We start from the raw sequence: 17,714 nt of genomic DNA, 5'->3' as shown, positions 1-17,714 counted from the left end.
ACATGATGTTTTGCCGGGCACGACACATCTCAGGATGGGTGGCGGCAGCCACGATCGCAGTCGCGGGCATTTTCTTGCCCGCGGACGTGGATGCCGGCATGGGTTATGCCGTCGTCCCGACGACGATCATCTACCCCGGCGACACATTGTCGGCCAGCCAGCTTCAAGAGGTCGAGGTCACCAACCCCAACCTCGCCGGTGATTTCGCCAAATCCATTTCCCAGGTCGAAGGCATGGTCTCCAAGCGCACGCTGCTGCCGGGCCGGACGATTTCGGTTTCGGGTCTCCGCGAAGCCTACACGGTGACCCGCGGCTCCTCGATCCGCCTGGTGTTTTCACTCGGCGCGATGACCATCTCGGCTGCCGGCACGCCGCTCGAAGACGGCTCGACCGGCCAGGTCGTGCGCGCACGCAATATGGATTCCGGCGTCATCGTCAGCGGCACGGTGCTTGCGGACGGCACGGTCCATGTGAGGGCAAAATGAAATTGTTCTTCCGGTTCTTGACCCTTGTCGCGGTTCTCGCGATCAGCCTGGCCGACGTCGCGCCCGCCTGGGCGCTGACCTCCCGCATCAAGGATATTGCCTCCCTTCAGGCCGGCCGCGACAACCAGCTGATCGGTTATGGCCTGATCGTCGGCCTGCAGGGCACCGGCGACGGCTTCCGTGCCTCGCCGTTCACCGAGCAGTCGATGCGGGCGATGCTGCAGAATCTCGGCATCTCGACGCAGGGCGGTCAGTCCAATGCCAAGAACACGGCGGCCGTCATGGTCACCGCCAACCTGCCGCCCTTCGCAAGCCCCGGCAGCCGCATCGACGTGACGGTAAGCTCGCTTGGCGACGCGACGTCGCTGCGCGGCGGCACGCTCGTCATGACCTCGCTGTCCGGCGCCGACGGCCAGATCTACGCCGTCGCGCAGGGTGCGGCCATTGTCACCGGCTTCCAGGCCCAGGGACAAGCGGCGACCGTGACCGAAGGTGTGACCACCGCCGGTCGCGTACCCGGAGGCGCCATCATCGAACGCGAACTGCCGTCCCGCTTCAAGGACTCGGTCAATCTCGTCCTGCAACTGCGCAACCCCGACTTCTCGACGGCGATCCGCATCGCCGACATCGTCAACGGGTATGCCTCGGCACGCTTCGGCGGCCCGGTCGCCGAAGCCAAGGATTCGCAGGAAGTGGTGATCCAGAAGCCGCGCACGGCCGATCTCACACGGCTGATGGCCGACATCGAAAATCTCATCGTCGAAACCGACACGCCAGCCAAGGTTGTCATCAACGAACGCACCGGAACGATCGTCATCGGCTCCGACGTCCGCGTTTCGCCGGTCGCCGTCAGCTACGGCACGCTGACGGTTCAGGTCACCGAGACGCCGCAGATCATCCAGCCCGAACCCTTCTCGCGCGGCCGAACCGCCGTCCAGCCGCAGACCGATATCGCGGCTGAGCAGACCGGCGGGCGCGTCGCCATCATCGATGGTCCCGATCTCAGGACACTGGTTGCCGGCCTCAACAATATCGGCGTGAAACCGGATGGCATCATCGCCATTCTCCAGGGCATCAAGTCGGCGGGCGCCCTACAGGCGGAGCTCGTGCTGCAATGATAGAGACCATCAAAGACATAACGGTCCTGCAATTGATGCGCCGGCTGGCGCTGCCGGCAGCAGGTCTCGTCCTTCTGTCGATCCCGGGCGCCTTCGCGCAGGAGCATGCGCCGGCGGGAGACATCACCTCCCAGGACGAGGTCAAGCAGTTCTGCACCAATATCGCCGACCCCGCCCGCGACCAGCGTTACCTCCTGCAGAAGCAGGAGCTGGAAAAGCTTCGCGCCGACATCGACGCCCGCATGGCAGAGATGGACAAGCGCAAGGCCGAATACCAGGACTGGCTGAAGCGGCGCGATGATTTCCTGAAGCAGGCCGAAGCCGGCCTCACCGAGATCTATAAGAAGATGAAGCCGGATGCGGCTGCACTCCAGCTGCAGGATATGAAGATCGAGGTGGCCTCCGCCGTGATCATGCGGCTTGGACCGCGTCAGTCGAGCCTCATCCTCAACGAGATGGACCCAGCCAAGGCAGCGGTCATCGCCAGCGTCATCGCCAGTGCGTCCGATCCCAATACGTCGAAGGATCCTTCATGAATATGCGTTTCCCGGCCGCGATCGCCGCCCTCGCACTGCTTGCAGGTTGCCAGTCTCCGACGGCAGTCAGCGAGATCGGCCGCGCCCCTGCCATGAGCCCGATCGGCAGCGGCCTTGCCTACGGACAGACTCCGCAGATGGCGCTTTATCCGAAGCAGCCGCGTGCCGTGGCGCAGGGTTATTCGCTGTGGAGCGATTCGCAGGCGGCGCTTTTCAAGGACGCGCGCGCGCTCAACGTCGGCGACATCCTGACCGTCGACATCCAGATCAACGACAAGGGCTCGTTCGACAACGAGACCAACCGCAGCCGCAAGAATTCGAGCGGCATGAGCTGGGACGTCAACGCCCAGATCTTCGGTTGGACGCCCGAGTCCAAGACCGACCTGACCTATGGTTCCGACACCAGCACCGACGGCAAGGGCAAGATCGAGCGCACCGACAAGCTCACCCTTCTGGTCGCCGCCGTCGTCACCGGCATTCTCGAAAACGGCAACCTCGTCATTTCAGGTTCGCAGGAAGTCCGCCTGAACCAGGAACTTCGTATCCTCAACGTCGCCGGTATCGTTCGGCCGCAGGACGTCAATGCCGAAAACCAGATCTCCTACGACAAGATCGCCGAAGCCCGCATCTCCTACGGTGGCCGCGGCCGTCTGATGGAAGTGCAGCAGCCTCCGCGCGGCCAGCAGGCCGTCGATCTTTTCTCGCCGCTTTGAGGCTGAACGACGATGGCAGAGCCGGACGCAAGCGCAGGTCAAGCAAAGAAGAAATCCGCCACGCTGATGACGATCATCGGCATCGCCGTCCTGACGCTGCTCGGCGCCGGCGGCGGCTGGGCGGTCGGCACGATTGTCGCGCCCAACATCAAGGGCGCCAAGGAGGCCGAGCAGGCCAAGGACGCCGAGGCCAAGAAAAAGGCCGAGGAAGGCCTGGTCCATATCTCGACCGAGGCCAACAACGTCGTCCAGCTCGAGCCGATCACCTCGAACCTCGCTTACCCATCGGAAAACTGGGTTCGACTCGAGGTGGCGCTGCTGTTCAACGGGCCGCCGGATGTCAAGGTTTCCGAGGATATTCACCAGGATATCCTCGCCTATATCAGGACCGTTTCCCTGCAGCAGATCGAGGGGCCACGGGGCTTTCAATATCTCAAGGATGACATACAGGAACGTGTTGACCTTCGCTCGCAAGGGCGGGTATCGAAGGTCATGTTCAGGACATTTGTCATCGAATGATTCGTCTCATAGTTTTCCTTGCCGCCATGATGGCGGTACCGGAACTGGCGGTGGCACAGCAGCTGCCGACTGACTTGCTGAACGTGCCCGTCGATGGCTCCGTCGCCGCCTGGATCATCCGAACATTCGGCCTGCTGACCATTCTCTCGGTTGCGCCCGGCATCCTGATCATGGTGACGAGCTTCCCGCGCTTCATCATCGCCTTCTCGATCCTGCGCTCGGGGATGGGCCTTTCCTCGACGCCCTCCAACATGATCCTCCTGTCGCTGTCGCTGTTCATGACCTTCTACGTCATGTCGCCGACCTTCGATCAGGCCTGGCAGAACGGCGTGCAGCCGCTGCTTGCCAACCAGATCAACGAGACCGAGGCCGTCCAGCGCATTGCCGAACCCTTCCGCACCTTCATGGCGGCCAATACCCGCGACAAGGATCTGGCACTTTTCGTCGACCTGGCGCGTGAACGCGGGCAGACTATCCAGACGACCGATCCGATCGACTACCGCGTGCTGATCCCGGCTTTCATGATTTCCGAGATCCGCCGCGGCTTCGAGATCGGCTTCCTCGTCGTGCTGCCGTTCCTGGTCATCGACCTCATCGTCGCCACCATCACCATGGCGATGGGCATGATGATGCTGCCGCCCACATCGATCTCGCTGCCGTTCAAGATTCTCTTCTTCGTGCTGATCGACGGCTGGAACCTGCTGGTCGGCAGTCTGGTGCGCTCCTTCAACTGACCTGCCGCGACTGATGGCTTGGCCATGAGGAGCTTCGGACCGGTGTCCGCTAGGTTTGGTTCGCGAAATCCGTCAGCAATGCCAGACCTTCGGGCCAGTCACCCAGAGCGCTTTGGCCATTGATGTGGCCGGCAGCGCCAATGATTTTCAACTCGCTGCCCCATTGCTTTGCGCGCGTTTCGGCGTAGGGCAGCGAACCATAGGGATCGTTGGTGCTTGCGACGATCAGCGATCGAAAGCCGAACTGCGCTTCCGGTACATCTGCAAAGCCTGCAGCATCCGCAGGAAAGCTAGAGGACAGAGGGTCGGGCACGGCGGCGAGGAACGCTCCCTTGATCCGCGAAGGTGCAAGCGGGTGCCAATGTGCTACAAGCAGGCAGGCGAGGCTATGCGCCACGAGAACAGGCGGTGTTTTAGCTCCGCGCACCGCCTCATCCAATGCTTCGATCCAGTCGGAAAGATCCGGCTTATCCCAGTTCCTCGGCGTAAAACGGCGTATGGCTGGATCGGCCTCCTCCCAACGGCTTTGCCAGTGCGTATTTCCGGAATTGCCGATACCCGGCAGATGAATGAATTCGGTCATATCTCGCCTCTTCCTAGCGTCAGCGGAAGTATGGCGATTTACACCTTTGAACGAAATTGGCATCTATCGGAAAACGAGGCAGTATTCCGATAGATTGAAGGTTGATGGCGAAGCGCACCGATACCAATCCAGATCTTGATCCAACCGACATCGCCATCATCGAGCTCTTGCAGGATGATGGACGCATGAGCGTCTCCGAACTCGGAAGGAAGGTCGGCCTTTCCCAACCGGCAGCGTCGGAGCGTCTCAAACGGCTCGAAGAACGCGGTATCATCGAGGCGTACCGAGCCGTCATCGACCCCGCCGCACTCGGACTTGGCATGATGGCGGTTATTCGCCTACGCACCACACATGAGCATATCAAGACATGCCTGAAGCAATTTTCCGAAATGTCGCAGATTATCGAGGTTCTGAGGCTGACGGGAGAAGATTGTTTTCACCTGAAAGTCATTGTTCCGACGCCCGCCGACCTTGAAAGCATCGTCGATGCTATCGCGCGCTATGGTTCGGTCACGACGGCCATCGTTCTGCGCAAAGAGCCGCCTAAGCGTATCGGGCGTGAACTGATTGCAAAGGCGTAGTTTTCGCAAAAATACCCGCTGAAGCGAATAGCTTGTTCGGCGGGTATACCGGCTCGGAAAAACCTTACTCGGCGCCGAATGGCGCCGTGCGCGGCGGCAGCGCGGCAATGTCCATGTGGTCGGGTGCGAGACCCTGTTTGGCGCGCGCGGCCATGATTTCGTAGGCCTGCTCCAGATGATTGCAGAAGCGTTCGGCGTCGAAGAGCGGCGCGATATAGCGCTTCTCTTTCAGATGCGCCTTGTATTCTGCGATCCTCCCGGGGTTCTCAGCCAGCTCAACGGCCATATCCTCATAGGCCTGCAGGTCGCTGGCGACGAGGTCGGGCAGGTCGATCGCCCTGAGCAGGCTCTCGCTGACACGTGAGGCGAAGTTGGTGCCCTTGACGGTCAGGACCGGCAGGCCACCCCAGAGCTGCTCCGAGGTGGTCGTGTGACCGTTGACGGGGAAAGTATCGATGCCGAGGTCGGCGGCCTGCTGACGGTCGATATGTTGTTCGTAAGGCGCGCGCGGGCAGAATATGATCCGCTTGGGTGAAATGCCCGCCGTCTGGAACTGCTTCAACAGGTTCGCCTGGTTGCGCGGCGTGTTCGCCATCAGCCAGAGCACGCTGTTCGGCGCCCGCTTGAGAATGCGGCACCAGCTGTCGATCGTCTCCGGCGTGATCTTGCGGTTGCCGTTGAACGAGGCGAAGATGAAGGTCTCTTCCGGCAGACCGAGCTGCTCGCGGGTGACGGGGCGCGGCTTCGGGCGATGCATTGGGTCGTTCGGCTGGTAGCTCTCCGGCAGCCGGCAGAATTTCTCATGGTAGAAGGGTTTGGCCACCTCGGGCAATACCGAATGGTCGCCGATGACGTAGTCGAGATCGATATTGACCGTGCTCCCGGGGAAACCGAGCCAGCCGACATGTACGGGTGCCAGCGGCAGGTTGAAGGCTGTCGCGCGACTGCCGGAGGTATGGCCCTTCAGGTCGACCATGATGTCGATATTGTGCTCGCGCACGACTGCCAGCACCGCCTGGTCGGAGAAGCCGTGAACGTCGACGATCCGGCCCCAGCGGCTGCGGTCGGTAACGTTGTGCTTCAGGTATTCCGGGCCGGTATGGCAGAAGAGCGTCACCTCGAACCGGTCCTTGTCGTGCAGTTCCAGGATGCGCTGCAGGAGCTTCATCGTCGCATGGCGATCCCAGAAGTCCGACGACATGTAGCCGATCCGGATCTTGTCCGACCATGTGTGCGGCTGGTTGCGGCGGAAGGCCACCCGTTCCGGATTGAGGGGGGTAGTGCCGATCGTTGCATAGCGGTTGTGGTCTTCGTTGCCGCACCAGTGCAGATGATAGAACGGATTGTCCTTGCGCAGGATCTCGAGATCGCCCTTTGCGAGTGCAGCATCAATCACCGCCTGATGTTTGCTGGCCTCTTCGAACTCATTGAATTCGCGGGCGAAAACCAGGTGCAGGAAGCGAAATGCAAGGTTGCCGGGAAACCGCTTGAAGAGGTTGCGCGAAAGGCTCTGATTGGTTGCGTCGTTCAGATCGTCGCTCAGCAGCAGGGCTGCCAGGCGCATATGATCGGGATTGGCGCTCTGTGACAGCACCGTCTTGAACGGGCGAATGATATCCCGCTGCTGGCGCTTCAGATAGATTGCGGTGATGATGAAGGCGAGTTCGGCGTCGTCCTGTGCCTTGGCGAGGTTGCGCATGGCAATCAGCAAAGCATCATCCTCGTTGCCGATCTCATAATGCAGCTTGGCAGCCTGTTTCTGGTATTCGTAGGCATTCGGTCCTTCGCAGTTGCCGGCCAGGCCATAGGCTTTCGCGGCATCGGCCTTGAAGCCGAGCTGCACGAGGTTCTTGGCCAGCAGCGCGTAGGTCTTGGCGTCCTGCTGCAGATCCATGAGCTGGTTGAGCGTCGCCAAGGACTGTGTGTAGCGGCCCGCCTGGTAATCTCTGGATGCCGCAGAGAACGAAACTTTGCTGTTCAAAACCCAACTCCGTGAAGGAAATGTTCTGGCATGGCTGTCGATCGCCGACGCGCGCCCGAGCCGTCCTCCCCGAAAACGGGTGGATCGATCCGATGATGCTTTCCCGGCACCTGCCACATTGCCACGTGAAGCTTGCTTGAAACCGGTGCGCCGCCTGAAGACGCTTCCTTTCGTGAGAGAAAATGGTTTCTTTCCCGGTACGTTAGCATGCGAAGAAATAGATTCAGCCGGCATTAACTATGCGATGTAAGGAGCCGGCTCGGACCCTCCATTTTTAAGAAGTTGGCAAGCATTGGCTGCGAGATTGCCCTGGACATGACGGGTTTGGGCCAAACAAAAAAAGGCGCCGAGTAGCATGAAGCTGGTCCGTCATCGCCGGTACTTAGTCCGGTATGTCCTCCTTTTTGTATCTTGTTTCCAGGGGACAGATTTATGACAAGCATTAACACCAATTCTTCTGCACAGGCCGCTCTGCAGACGCTGCGTAGCGTCAACCAGAACCTGAACAGCACGCAGAACCACGTTTCGTCCGGCTACCGCGTCGAAAAGGCTTCCGACAACGCTGCTTACTGGTCGATCGCAACGACCATGCGTTCGGACAACAAGGCACTTTCCGCCGTTTCCGACGCTCTCGGCATGGGTGCTGCCAAGGTCGACACCGCCTACACCGCCATGGACAGCGCCATCGACGTCGTCGGCGACATCAAGGCCAAGCTGGTTGCCGCCACTGAAAACGGCGTCGACAAGGCCAAGGTCCAGGAAGAAATCAGCCAGTTGCAGGAACAGCTGAAGAGCATCGCTCAGTCGGCCTCCTTCAACGGTGAAAACTGGGTTGCCGGCGCTGACGGCACCAAGAGCGTCGTTTCCTCCTTTGTCCGTGACGGCTCCAACGCCGTTTCGGTCACCACGACCGACTACGTTCTCGACGACAGCTCTGCAGGCAACGTTCTGTTCGGCATGAGCGGCGGCGCGGTTGAAACCTCCACGGGTATCCTCGGTACTTCGAATGGTGCGACCGGTTCGATCTACTCGATGGACATCACCAGCTTCACCGCCGGCCAGATCCAGTCGGCTCTGACCAACGTCGAAGCGGCCCTGAAGTCCATGACCAGCGCCGGCGCTGCTCTCGGCTCGCTCTCCAAGCGTATCGACAGCCAGGACGACTTCGTAAACGCTCTCAGCGACTCGATCGACTCCGGTGTCGGCCGTCTCGTCGACGCCAACATGGAAGAAGAATCTTCCAGGCTCAGCGCCCTGCAGACCCAGCAGCAGCTCGCAATCCAGTCGCTGTCGATCGCGAACTCCTCTTCGCAGAACATCCTGTCGCTCTTCCGCTAAGAGCGGTTGGCAAAGGCTTTCAAGTTTCGCGGCCGGGTCATTCCCGGCCGCGAAATGTTTTAACATAAGGTTAATGAAAATCCTTCTAAGTGTCAGATATTTTTACATTATTTCCATTTTGAATTTAGCTTTCCTTAACCATCTTGCTGTTTTCTAGGCCCATCGAAACGGCGAGTTAACCTTAACGAGAATGGTTAACAGGCATGATGCTGATCGCTGTGGGCCGGCCGAAAATCCGGAATGTCCCTTCTTAAAATCTGCCAACAAGGGGCAAACAAACTATGACGAGCATCAACACCAATAACGCTGCAATGGCAGCCCTCCAGACTCTCCGTGGCATCAACCAGGGTCTCCAGACAACCCAGGCTCACGTGTCGTCCGGCTATCGCGTCGGCCAGGCGTCCGACAATGCTGCTTACTGGTCGATCGCAACGACCATGCGTTCGGACAACAAGGCACTTTCCGCCGTTTCCGACGCTCTCGGCCTCGGCGCCGCCAAGGTCGACACCGCTTACTCCGCCATGGACAGCGCCATCGACGTCGTCGGCGACATCAAGGCCAAGCTGGTTGCCGCCACTGAAAACGGCGTCGACAAGGCCAAGGTCCAGGAAGAAATCAGCCAGTTGCAGCAGCAGCTCCTGAGCGTTGCTCAGTCGGCTTCCTTCTCCGGCGAAAACTGGGTTGCCGGCGCTGACGGCACCAAGAACGTCGTTGCCTCCTTCGTCCGTGACGGCTCCAACGCCGTATCGGTCGTGATGACCGACTACGTTCTCGACGACAGCTCTGCAGGCAACGTTCTGTTCGGCATGAGCGGCGGCGCGGTGGAAACCTCCACGGGTATCCTCGGCACGTCGAATGGCGCCACCGGTTCTGTCTACGCCATGGACATCACCAACTTCACCCTCGGCCAGATCCAGTCGGCTCTGACCAACGTCGAAGCTGCCCTGAAGTCCATGACCAGCGCCGGCGCTGCTCTCGGCTCGATCTCCAAGCGCATCGAATTGCAGGAAAACTTCGTATCCGCTCTCAGCGACTCGATCGACTCCGGTGTCGGCCGTCTCGTCGACGCCGACATGGAAGAGGAATCCTCCAAGCTCAGCGCCCTGCAGACCCAGCAGCAGCTGGCCGTCCAGTCGCTGTCGATCGCGAACTCTTCTTCGCAGACGATCCTCACGCTGTTCCGCGGCTAATAATCCGCAAAATATCGGCCCGCCGGTCTCCAGCGGGCATCTACGAAACGAGCCGCGCTTCAATGGAGCGCGGCTTTTTTAATGTCTGTTAACGGTTGATTAACCATAATGCTGTTTTCTCAGGTCAACGAGACGGCGGGTTAACCAATTTTAAGAACCGGTTAACAGGCATGAGGCTGGTCCCCGTACCCGGTAGCTTTCCGGAATGTCCCTTTTTATCAACTGCCGACAAGGGGCAATCATTTCATGACCAGCATTTTGACGAACGTTGCGGCGATGGCCGCTCTTCAGACACTCCGCGGAATCAATGACGGCCTTGAGGCGACGCAGAATCGCGTATCGTCGGGTTACCGTGTCGAAAAGGCCGCCGATAACGCCGCCTACTGGTCGATCGCAACGACCATGCGATCGGACAACAAGGCTCTCTCCGCCGTCTCCGACGCTCTCGGCCTCGGCGCCGCCAAGGTCGACACGGCTTACTCCGCCATGGATAGCGCGATCGACATCATCAGCGAAATCAAGGCGAAGATCGTCGCCGCGACCGAAAAGGGTGTCGACAAGACCAAGGTCCAGGAAGAAATCGGCCAGCTGCAGCAGCAGCTGCTCAGCATTGCGCAATCGGCTTCCTTCTCCGGTGAAAACTGGGTTGCCGGCGCTGACGGCACGAAGAGCGTGGTTTCCACCTTCGTGCGCGATGGCAACGGCAATGTCTCGGTCAAGACGACGGACTACATCCTGGACTCGAGCTCCACGGGCAACGTCCTCTTCGGCATGGACTCGGTCGGCTCGATCGAGACGAGCTCCGGCATTATCGGCACCTCATATGGTACGATCGGCTCGATCTACTCGATGGACATCAGCAGCTTCGGCTCGGTCGAGATCTCCATGGCTCTGACGTCGATCGAAGCCGGCCTGGAGGCGATGACCAAGGCTGCCTCGCAGCTCGGCTCGATTTCCACGCGCATCGACCTGCAGGAAAATTTCGTCGGCGCGCTCAGCGACTCGATCGACTCGGGCGTCGGCCGCCTCGTCGATGCCGACATGGAGGAAGAATCGAGTAAGCTGACGGCGTTGCAAACGCAGCAACAGTTGGCGATCCAGTCGCTGTCGATCGCCAACTCCAGCGCTCAGAACATCCTCACCCTGTTCCGCAGCTAAACCAGGCGCTGAAGCTGGACCGAATCTTGCGCCTTCGTCCGGCAACAAGCAGAAAACCTATGAACCGCGCCCGAACGGCGCGGTTTTCTTGTTTTATATCAATGGCTTGGATTGCATAGTGATCGACCCACCGCGTTCGGTGCTGTGCTCTTGCCCAACAGGTTGATATCGAGTTACCTTTACTTTCAGTTGATTTGCTTTTGCGACACGCCGGTAGAAACTCTACCGGAGGCATGACGCCACGTCAGTCGCCGCCGGCATTCCGGCCTGCCCTTTGACCTTATTCCGAGACCCTGTCGATGACCGTTAAGATTACCAGCGCGGCCGCGGTGAATGCGCTTGCGGTGCTACGCAGCATCAACAAAGAAGCCAGCCAGACCCAGCAGCAAGTTTCCTCGGGCTACCGTATCGAGACGGCCGCCGACGATGCATCCTACTGGTCGGTCGCGACCGTCATGCGCTCGGACAGCACCAATCTCGGAACGATCGGGGATGCGCTCGGTCTCGGGGCTGCCAAGGTGGACGCGACCTACACGGCGATGAATTCGGCGATCGATCTTATGGGCCAGATTCGCGCCAAGCTGGTTGCGGCAAGAGAGCCGGGCACCGACAAGGACAAGATTAATGCCGAGATCAGCGAATACAAGCAGCAGCTGCAGACGATAGTCGAATCGACTTCGTTTGCGGGGGAGAACTGGCTTCTGAACGGAAATACCACCGCGCCCCCGACATGGTCGGTCATATCGAGCTTCGTGCGCGCTCCGACCGGCGAATATCAAGCCCGGACCATCGACTTCCCGTCGTCGCAGACCATCCTGGTCGACAAGAACAATGCGAGCGGCGGTCTGTTTACCAAGGCGGTCGATGCCAATGCGATCAACAATACCGGCGCGACGGCGCGCAACTACTACCTGCTGAACGCCAATTCGACGACGCCGGCGGCAGGAACGGAAATTGCCATCGGCAAGAATACGACCGATGCGCAACTGACCGACATGGTTGATGTCACCGACTCGCTGCTCTCTTCGCTGACGACGACAGCCGCATCCATCGGCGTGATGAAAACGCGCATCGACGATCAGATAGACTATACCGCCGATCTCTCCGATTCGATCGACAAGAGCGTCGGTGCGCTCGTCGATACCGACATGGACGAGGCTTCGATCCGGCAGAAGGCGATCGAAACCCAGAAGCAGATGGCCGTCGAAGCAATCTCGATCCTCAACACGGCTTCCAGCAAGATTCTGATCCTGCTGGAATAAAGGTGGGCGCGATCGCGGATGGCGGCGTCATTCATCCTCGCGCAAGTTTGACTTCCTAGTTTCCGGCATGAAGGCATCGTCCGAAATTCGTGCCGGCGCAAGGTGAAGCCCTTGCCCGTTTCGAAGCGACATGCCGGTGCGCAAAGTCGTTTTGAGCGGGGGTGGATATGCTGCATGCCTCCCGAATGCTGGATGGTTTTTTATGAGCATTACGCTTTCCCGGTATTTGAAGGATTTCGGTGAACCGGAACCGTCAGCGCCGATCATCGAGATGGACGATTTCGGCGGCGACGGTTTTCCCGAGATGCCGAGCGAACCGGCGATCGACGTCGAGGCGGAGCGCCGCGACGCCTATGCGCAAGGTCATGCCGCAGCGACCGCTGATTTGACCGAAAAACACGAACGCGAGGCGCAGACGCTGGCCGAGGTTCACGCGCGTGAGCTCGAAGAGCTGAAGCTTCGCTACGAAGTCGAGGCCGCAGCGATCATTGCCTCCCGCGTCCGCGATATCGCCGAAGAGGTGGCGCAACTGGTCAGCGCCGGTGCCGCCATCGCCATCGCGCCGGTAATGTCCGAAGCGCTTGCCGCCAAGGCTGCCGAAAGCCTCGCCGTTCTGCTGCGCGAGGCGATCCTCGAGGGTGCCGCCGGTCCGATTCTCGTCCGCGGGCCAACCCGGCTTTTCGATCTATTGAAGGCCGAACTCGGTGAACATGCCGGGTCGGTACGACACCTTGAGACTGACGATATCGATCTTGCCGTCGAAATCGGCGAATCCGTCATCGTTACCCGTATGTCCGCCTGGGCAGCCAGCTTGAAGAAAGTTCTCGAATGAGCGAAGGCGAAAACCACCATCACGGCAAGAACGAGATCATCATCGTCAAGAGACATGGCGGCGGTGATCACGATGGCGCCCATGGCGGTGCGTGGAAAATTGCCTATGCCGACTTCATGACGGCGATGATGGCGTTCTTCCTGGTCATGTGGCTGGTCAATGCCGCCAACGAGGAGACCAAGGCCTCGGTCGCGACCTATTTTAATCCGATCAAGCTCTCCGATGAAAAGCCGACCGAAAAGGGCCTGAAGAAGCCCGTCGACAACGCCGAAGGCGAGGAGAAGCAGGAGAAGTCTAAGCAGAAGGAAGAAAATCCGAACGACGGCAAGGCTTCGGCGGATGGCGACGACCAGACATCGACATCAGGCGACCAGACCAATTATTCCGAGGCCGATTTCTTCGAAAACCCCTATTCGGTTCTGGCCGAGATCGCGCAGGAAGTCGGCCAGCAGGCCAATGTCAGCGCCAAGGGCGATGGTGGCGCCGCCGATTCCGGCCCGGCCACTGGCGCCGATGGCGGCGAAGCCTATCGCGATCCCTTCGATCCGGATTTCTGGACCAAGCAGGTCGAAGTGACGACGGCCGGGAAATCCGCGCCTCCCGGCAAGACCGACGAGCAAGCGGCCGAGAGCGGCGCAACCGAGGTCGCGAAGGTCGAGGATATGAAGCCGATCCCGCTGGCCACCGATCAGAAGGCCGGCCAAGAAGCCAAAGAAGCTAAGGAAAACAAGGGCTCGGCCGACAAGGACGGCAAGGCGCCGGACGACAAGAAGTCTGGCGATAGGAAGGCTGAGGACAAGAAGGCCGAAGCGCAGAATGACGCCGATCATCAGAAGGATGCGGACAAGAGCGCGGCCCAGACCGAGCAGCAACAGCAGAAAGACGCAGAGCAGCTGCAAGCTGAGATCGCTGAGCAGATCGGCGGCGTCGCCGGCAAGCTGGCCGAAGGCCTGACCGTGACGGCATCCGAAGGTGGATTGCTGGTCAGTATCTCCGACCAGAACGACGACTCGATGTTCAATATCGGTTCGGCGGTTCCCCGCCAGGAGATGGTGCGCGCCATGGAAAAGATCGGCGCGATTCTGAAGGAGAGGGGTGGCGCGGTCGCCATCCGCGGCCACACCGACGGGCGCCCGTATAAGGGCACGCAGAACGAGAACTGGCGGCTTTCGATGGATCGCGCCCAGAGCGCCTATTACATGCTGGTGCGCGGCGGGCTCGACGAAAAACGCATCTCGCAGGTCTCGGGCTTTGCCGACCGCCGGCTGAAGCTGCCGTCCGACCCGTTCAACGCGACCAACCGCCGGATCGAGATCCTGGTGCAGGCGGATCGAGGATAACAAGATGGCGCGTCGGCAGCATCGCTATGTCGGATTTGTGGCGCTTGGCCTGGCGATGCTGTCGCCGGCTGCAGGCAGGGCGCAGGATCCGGATGATCTGGCGCCGTACAAGATGCTGCGATCGCTGCAGTTCGTGCAGGATTCCGTCGTCGCCGGCGATCATTCGGCCGGCGAGATGCAGCGCTTCATGCTCGGCACGATCGACGAGCGGCTGCGCACCGTCGACACGGCGGTCTTCGATGACGACCGCAACGTCGATGCGGCGCTGATCTACGCGATGAGCGGTGGCAATCCGCAGACGCTCGAATATCTGATTTCCCACGACGTCAACGGCTATTTCGACAATCGTGTCACCGATGTGCTCAGAAAATATCTGAGCGGCAAGGGGTTGCTCGTCGCCAAGACGCTGGAGGAGACGGCCAGGGAATACCGCGACAAGAAAATCGGCCCTTACCTGGCATTGATCGGCGGCAACGTGCTGATCGCGACAAAGCCGACAGACGCGCTGGATCTCTATGACCAGGCCCGCCTTGCAGCACCGGGTACGATCGTCGAGGAGGCGGCGTTGCGCCGCTCCGTCGCCATTTGCGTCGACAAGGGGATGCTCGACCGGGGCATGGCCTATTCGCAGCGCTATATCAGGCGCTTCCTGCATTCGCCCTATGCCAGCCAGTTCGCCGATCTTTTCGTCACGCTCGTCGTCGGCCACGACCATGCCGTCAAGCCGCAGGAAGTCATCGACATCCTGTCCTTCATGGATGCGCCGCGCCAGCGCGAGGTCTATCTGCGCATCGCCCGCGCTGCCGCGATCGCGGGCAAGCCGGAGCTGGCCCATATGGCGGTCGAGCGTGTGCAGTCGCTTGGCGCCGGCACCGACAATGTCTTTGGTCCGCTGGCGGACTTTTATGGCGGCATGGCCGGCCTTCCCACGGAGGATATCGACCGGGCGGCGAAGAATGTCAGCGGCATCGCCGGCGACGCGCTTTCGCCGCGGGATCAGGCGCTGCAGGAGGCGGCCCGATCGGTCGCCGAGCAGATCCTGCGCGCTCCCGACCCGGCAAGCCTGACGCAAGCCTCCAACCCTAACACTTCTGATCAGGAAATCACTTCTGAAAAGGCTGCGGCTATAGCTCCGCAACCGGGAGCGCCGGGCGCGCTTCCCGAGCCTGTTCCGGGAGGTGTGGCATCGACTGGCCAGAGCCAGGGTACCGACCCCTCATTCAACGCATTTGTGACGACCAATCGGTCCAAGCTCGACGAGATCGACGGTCTTCTGGCGCAGGAAGGCAACGAACAATGATGGATATGAGCGTCTTGGGCGGAGCCGCCGGTGCGGAGTCCGCCGCGGCTGCAAAATCTGCACGGCCGATGGGCAAAGACGATGCCGCCGGCCAGAAGAACGGCTTCTCCGATGCGCTTGCCAAGGCAAGCAACGGTGCCGTCAATGACGACGCCGACGATGCGCAGCAGGGCGGGGTTGCCGATGCCGGCGCCGAGAACACGGCGCGGACAATCCGCAGCCGCAGCGGCGGCAAGCCGTTGATCGATCTCGGCGACGCCGCGCTGAAGGCGCAGGCCGAGGTGCAGCCGGCGACGATTGCCGATGTCGTAAAGGCCGCGGTAAAGACTGCAAAGGCCACGGTTAAGATGCCGGCGGATCTCGCCTTCGGCAAGCTTGACGCGAAGGACCGCTCGGCCGAGGAGGTCGTTCAGGCGGCCAAAGGCGGCAAGCACGGCAAAGCCGATGCATTGCGGACCGATACTGACCAGGACAGCGAGGACGACGACGGCGGTATTTCCGATGTCCTCGGCCTGCTAAAACAGGATCCTGTCGACGGCGCGGTCGCTTTGCAGGCGGCAGCAGGTGCCCACGCCTCCGCCAACGCCGATGAACTCGAGACGGCCGGCAAGAAGATCGAGGGCATCGACGCCAAGGCAGGCGGGCATGCATCCGACGCCCTGGCGGCCGTCAGCGGCAAAGCTGATAGCGGCAAGGCGGATGAAGTCAAGGTTCCCGGATCGGAGAGTGCCGAAGCCGCCGACGGCAGGACGTTCAGGATCAGTCGCGCCGATGGCCGTGGCGTGTCGATGGATGTTCACCTCGGCACCGATCAGGCCGGGCCGAAGGACGGCGCGAAGAAGGCCGATGTCGAAAACGTTTCGGTCCTTGAATCGCGCCGCTACATCGGCCTGATGCAGAACTCGAATTCGGCCGCCGTCACCGCCGCTCTCTCGGGCGATTCCGAATGGGCGCGCGCCATGGAACCGAGCTCGGCGCTCTCCAACGCGGCGGAATTTACCAGCACCGGCAAGGTGGTCAATACGCTGAAGATCCAGATGAACCCGCTCGATCTCGGCATGGTGACGGCGACCATGCGTCTGTCCGGCGACGCCCTGAACGTCGACCTCAAGGTCGAAACCGGCGCGGCCTATCGTCAGATGAAGGAAGATCACGGCAAGATTCTCGAAGCTCTGCGCAGCCAGGGCTATGCCGTCGACAACGTCACCATCAGCATGGCGCCGGTCGAGCGTAGCGACGCCGGCAATCAGGCAGGCAGCCAGGGCCAGGCCTCCCAGCAGCAGTCGCTCGCCCAGCAGGGGCAGGGCGGCGAGGCGCGCGAGCGCCACAATCAGACGGCACAGCGGACGGACGGAGGCTTCAATGGTGCAGGCGAGACCGGTATTGAAGACGTTTCTGCTGGCCGCAGCGGCGGCACTGGCGGCGTTTACCTCTGAGGCGAAGGCCTCGACCGGCGCCTGCGAACGCGAGATCCAGTCGGCAGCTGCCAAATACGGCATCCCGGAAGGGATTCTCTATTCGGTCGGCCTGACGGAGACTGGCCGCAAGGGCTCGCTTTATCCCTATGCCATGAACGTCGAAGGCAAGGCGCTCTTTCCGCCTTCCGAACAGGACGCCATGCGGCAGTTCGATGTCGCCCGCAGCAGCGGCGCCAAGCTCATCGACATCGGCTGCATGCAGATCAACCACTACTATCATGGCGAAAATTTCGGTTCGGCCGAGGACATGTTCGACCCGCATCGCAACGTCGAGTATGCGGCGAAATTCCTCCGCAACCTGCATGACCGTCACGAGACATGGACAATGGCGGTAGCTAGATACCATGCCGGACCCAACAACGACCCCGCGCAGAAGCAATATGTCTGTCGCGTCATCGCCAATCTGGTCGCCACGGGTTACGGCAAGTGGACTCCCAATGCGAGTAACTTTTGTCGAAATTGATTCAACCAAAAATAGAAGAGGCCTATTGTGACGAAACTGTGTCACAATATGGCAGGAATCCGGCATGAATCGCGTGCGCAAGTCATAATTAAGGGAGTGTTAA

At 60.6% G+C, this 17,714-nt stretch carries 18 protein-coding genes; 16 read left to right on the top strand and 2 right to left on the bottom strand.

Annotated elements, in window-relative coordinates; genetic code table 11:
- Positions 1-2: 2 nt before the first annotated feature.
- From flgA to fliP, 6 genes are read left to right on the top strand one after another with little or no spacing between them, the layout of a single operon-like run.
- On the top strand, positions 3-485 hold the full coding sequence (gene flgA / locus FFM81_RS17630) for a flagellar basal body P-ring formation chaperone FlgA (protein WP_025415339.1): 483 nt from the start codon (positions 3-5) through the stop codon (positions 483-485).
- Complete coding sequence (locus FFM81_RS17625) at positions 482-1,603, top strand: flagellar basal body P-ring protein FlgI (RefSeq protein ID WP_003570331.1); 1,122 nt, start codon at positions 482-484, stop codon at positions 1,601-1,603. Before flgA ends, FFM81_RS17625 begins: the two co-directional genes overlap by 4 nt.
- On the top strand, positions 1,600-2,139 hold the full coding sequence (locus tag FFM81_RS17620; protein WP_138386305.1) for a MotE family protein: 540 nt from the start codon (positions 1,600-1,602) through the stop codon (positions 2,137-2,139). Before FFM81_RS17625 ends, FFM81_RS17620 begins: the two co-directional genes overlap by 4 nt.
- The gene (gene flgH / locus FFM81_RS17615) at positions 2,136-2,852 is read left to right on the top strand and encodes a flagellar basal body L-ring protein FlgH (RefSeq protein ID WP_003570327.1); all 717 of its coding nucleotides are present in this window, start codon (positions 2,136-2,138) and stop codon (positions 2,850-2,852) included. Before FFM81_RS17620 ends, flgH begins: the two co-directional genes overlap by 4 nt.
- A 12-nt stretch (positions 2,853-2,864) precedes the next feature.
- Positions 2,865-3,371 carry a flagellar basal body-associated FliL family protein gene (locus tag FFM81_RS17610; RefSeq protein ID WP_003570325.1) on the top strand — a complete coding sequence of 169 codons (507 nt, stop codon included), beginning with the start codon at positions 2,865-2,867 and terminating at the stop codon, positions 3,369-3,371.
- Positions 3,368-4,105 carry a flagellar type III secretion system pore protein FliP gene (fliP, locus tag FFM81_RS17605; protein ID WP_003584259.1) on the top strand — a complete coding sequence of 246 codons (738 nt, stop codon included), beginning with the start codon at positions 3,368-3,370 and terminating at the stop codon, positions 4,103-4,105. The genes FFM81_RS17610 and fliP overlap by 4 nt, the downstream gene beginning before the upstream one ends.
- Positions 4,106-4,154: 49 nt before the next feature.
- On the opposite strand, the gene FFM81_RS17600 is transcribed toward fliP, so the two are convergent.
- Positions 4,155-4,688: an RBBP9/YdeN family alpha/beta hydrolase gene (locus FFM81_RS17600; RefSeq protein WP_138386306.1), complete on the bottom strand. Its 534-nt coding sequence runs from the start codon at positions 4,686-4,688 to the stop codon at positions 4,155-4,157.
- A gap of 104 nt (positions 4,689-4,792) precedes the next feature.
- On the opposite strand from FFM81_RS17600, the gene FFM81_RS17595 reads away from it, so the two are divergent.
- The gene (locus FFM81_RS17595; protein ID WP_003570320.1) at positions 4,793-5,269 is read left to right on the top strand and encodes an Lrp/AsnC family transcriptional regulator; all 477 of its coding nucleotides are present in this window, start codon (positions 4,793-4,795) and stop codon (positions 5,267-5,269) included.
- A 64-nt stretch (positions 5,270-5,333) separates the two neighbouring features.
- On the opposite strand, the gene FFM81_RS17590 is transcribed toward FFM81_RS17595, so the two are convergent.
- A complete protein-coding gene (locus FFM81_RS17590; RefSeq protein ID WP_037092330.1) occupies positions 5,334-7,250 on the bottom strand; it encodes an O-linked N-acetylglucosamine transferase, SPINDLY family protein in 1,917 nt (638 codons plus the stop codon).
- Between the two features lie 432 nt (positions 7,251-7,682).
- Here FFM81_RS17590 and FFM81_RS17585 point away from each other — a divergent pair, with 432 nt between their 5' ends.
- The 9 genes from FFM81_RS17585 to FFM81_RS17545 all read left to right on the top strand — a co-directional run bounded on the left by FFM81_RS17585 (position 7,683) and on the right by FFM81_RS17545 (position 17,611).
- The gene (locus FFM81_RS17585) at positions 7,683-8,588 is read left to right on the top strand and encodes a flagellin N-terminal helical domain-containing protein (protein WP_003570315.1); all 906 of its coding nucleotides are present in this window, start codon (positions 7,683-7,685) and stop codon (positions 8,586-8,588) included.
- 281 nt (positions 8,589-8,869) lie between these two features.
- Positions 8,870-9,778 (top strand): flagellin N-terminal helical domain-containing protein, encoded by a 909-nt coding sequence (locus tag FFM81_RS17580; protein ID WP_003570313.1) that lies wholly within the window; start codon positions 8,870-8,872, stop codon positions 9,776-9,778.
- Between the two features lie 246 nt (positions 9,779-10,024).
- Positions 10,025-10,936: a flagellin N-terminal helical domain-containing protein gene (locus tag FFM81_RS17575; protein ID WP_003570312.1), complete on the top strand. Its 912-nt coding sequence runs from the start codon at positions 10,025-10,027 to the stop codon at positions 10,934-10,936.
- Positions 10,937-11,235: 299 nt separating this feature from the next.
- Positions 11,236-12,198, top strand: a complete 963-nt coding sequence (locus tag FFM81_RS17570; RefSeq protein ID WP_138385019.1) for a flagellin N-terminal helical domain-containing protein — start codon at positions 11,236-11,238, stop codon at positions 12,196-12,198.
- Between the two features lie 202 nt (positions 12,199-12,400).
- Positions 12,401-13,030, top strand: a complete 630-nt coding sequence (locus FFM81_RS17565) for a hypothetical protein (RefSeq protein WP_003570310.1) — start codon at positions 12,401-12,403, stop codon at positions 13,028-13,030.
- Positions 13,027-14,370: a MotB family protein gene (locus FFM81_RS17560; protein ID WP_138385020.1), complete on the top strand. Its 1,344-nt coding sequence runs from the start codon at positions 13,027-13,029 to the stop codon at positions 14,368-14,370. Before FFM81_RS17565 ends, FFM81_RS17560 begins: the two co-directional genes overlap by 4 nt.
- A 4-nt stretch (positions 14,371-14,374) precedes the next feature.
- On the top strand, positions 14,375-15,670 hold the full coding sequence (motC, locus tag FFM81_RS17555; protein ID WP_138385021.1) for a chemotaxis protein MotC: 1,296 nt from the start codon (positions 14,375-14,377) through the stop codon (positions 15,668-15,670).
- The gene (gene fliK, locus FFM81_RS17550; RefSeq protein WP_138385022.1) at positions 15,667-17,106 is read left to right on the top strand and encodes a flagellar hook-length control protein FliK; all 1,440 of its coding nucleotides are present in this window, start codon (positions 15,667-15,669) and stop codon (positions 17,104-17,106) included. The genes motC and fliK overlap by 4 nt, the downstream gene beginning before the upstream one ends.
- On the top strand, positions 17,054-17,611 hold the full coding sequence (locus FFM81_RS17545; RefSeq protein WP_003570303.1) for a lytic transglycosylase domain-containing protein: 558 nt from the start codon (positions 17,054-17,056) through the stop codon (positions 17,609-17,611). The genes fliK and FFM81_RS17545 overlap by 53 nt, the downstream gene beginning before the upstream one ends.
- The last annotated feature ends 103 nt before the right edge of the window (positions 17,612-17,714 follow it).

The sequence above is a fragment of the Rhizobium hidalgonense genome (assembly GCF_005862185.2).
In the GTDB taxonomy this organism is placed as follows: Bacteria; Pseudomonadota; Alphaproteobacteria; order Rhizobiales; family Rhizobiaceae; genus Rhizobium; species Rhizobium hidalgonense.
Note: the sequence above shows the minus strand (reverse complement) of the source record. Positions and strands in the feature narration are given on the sequence as shown.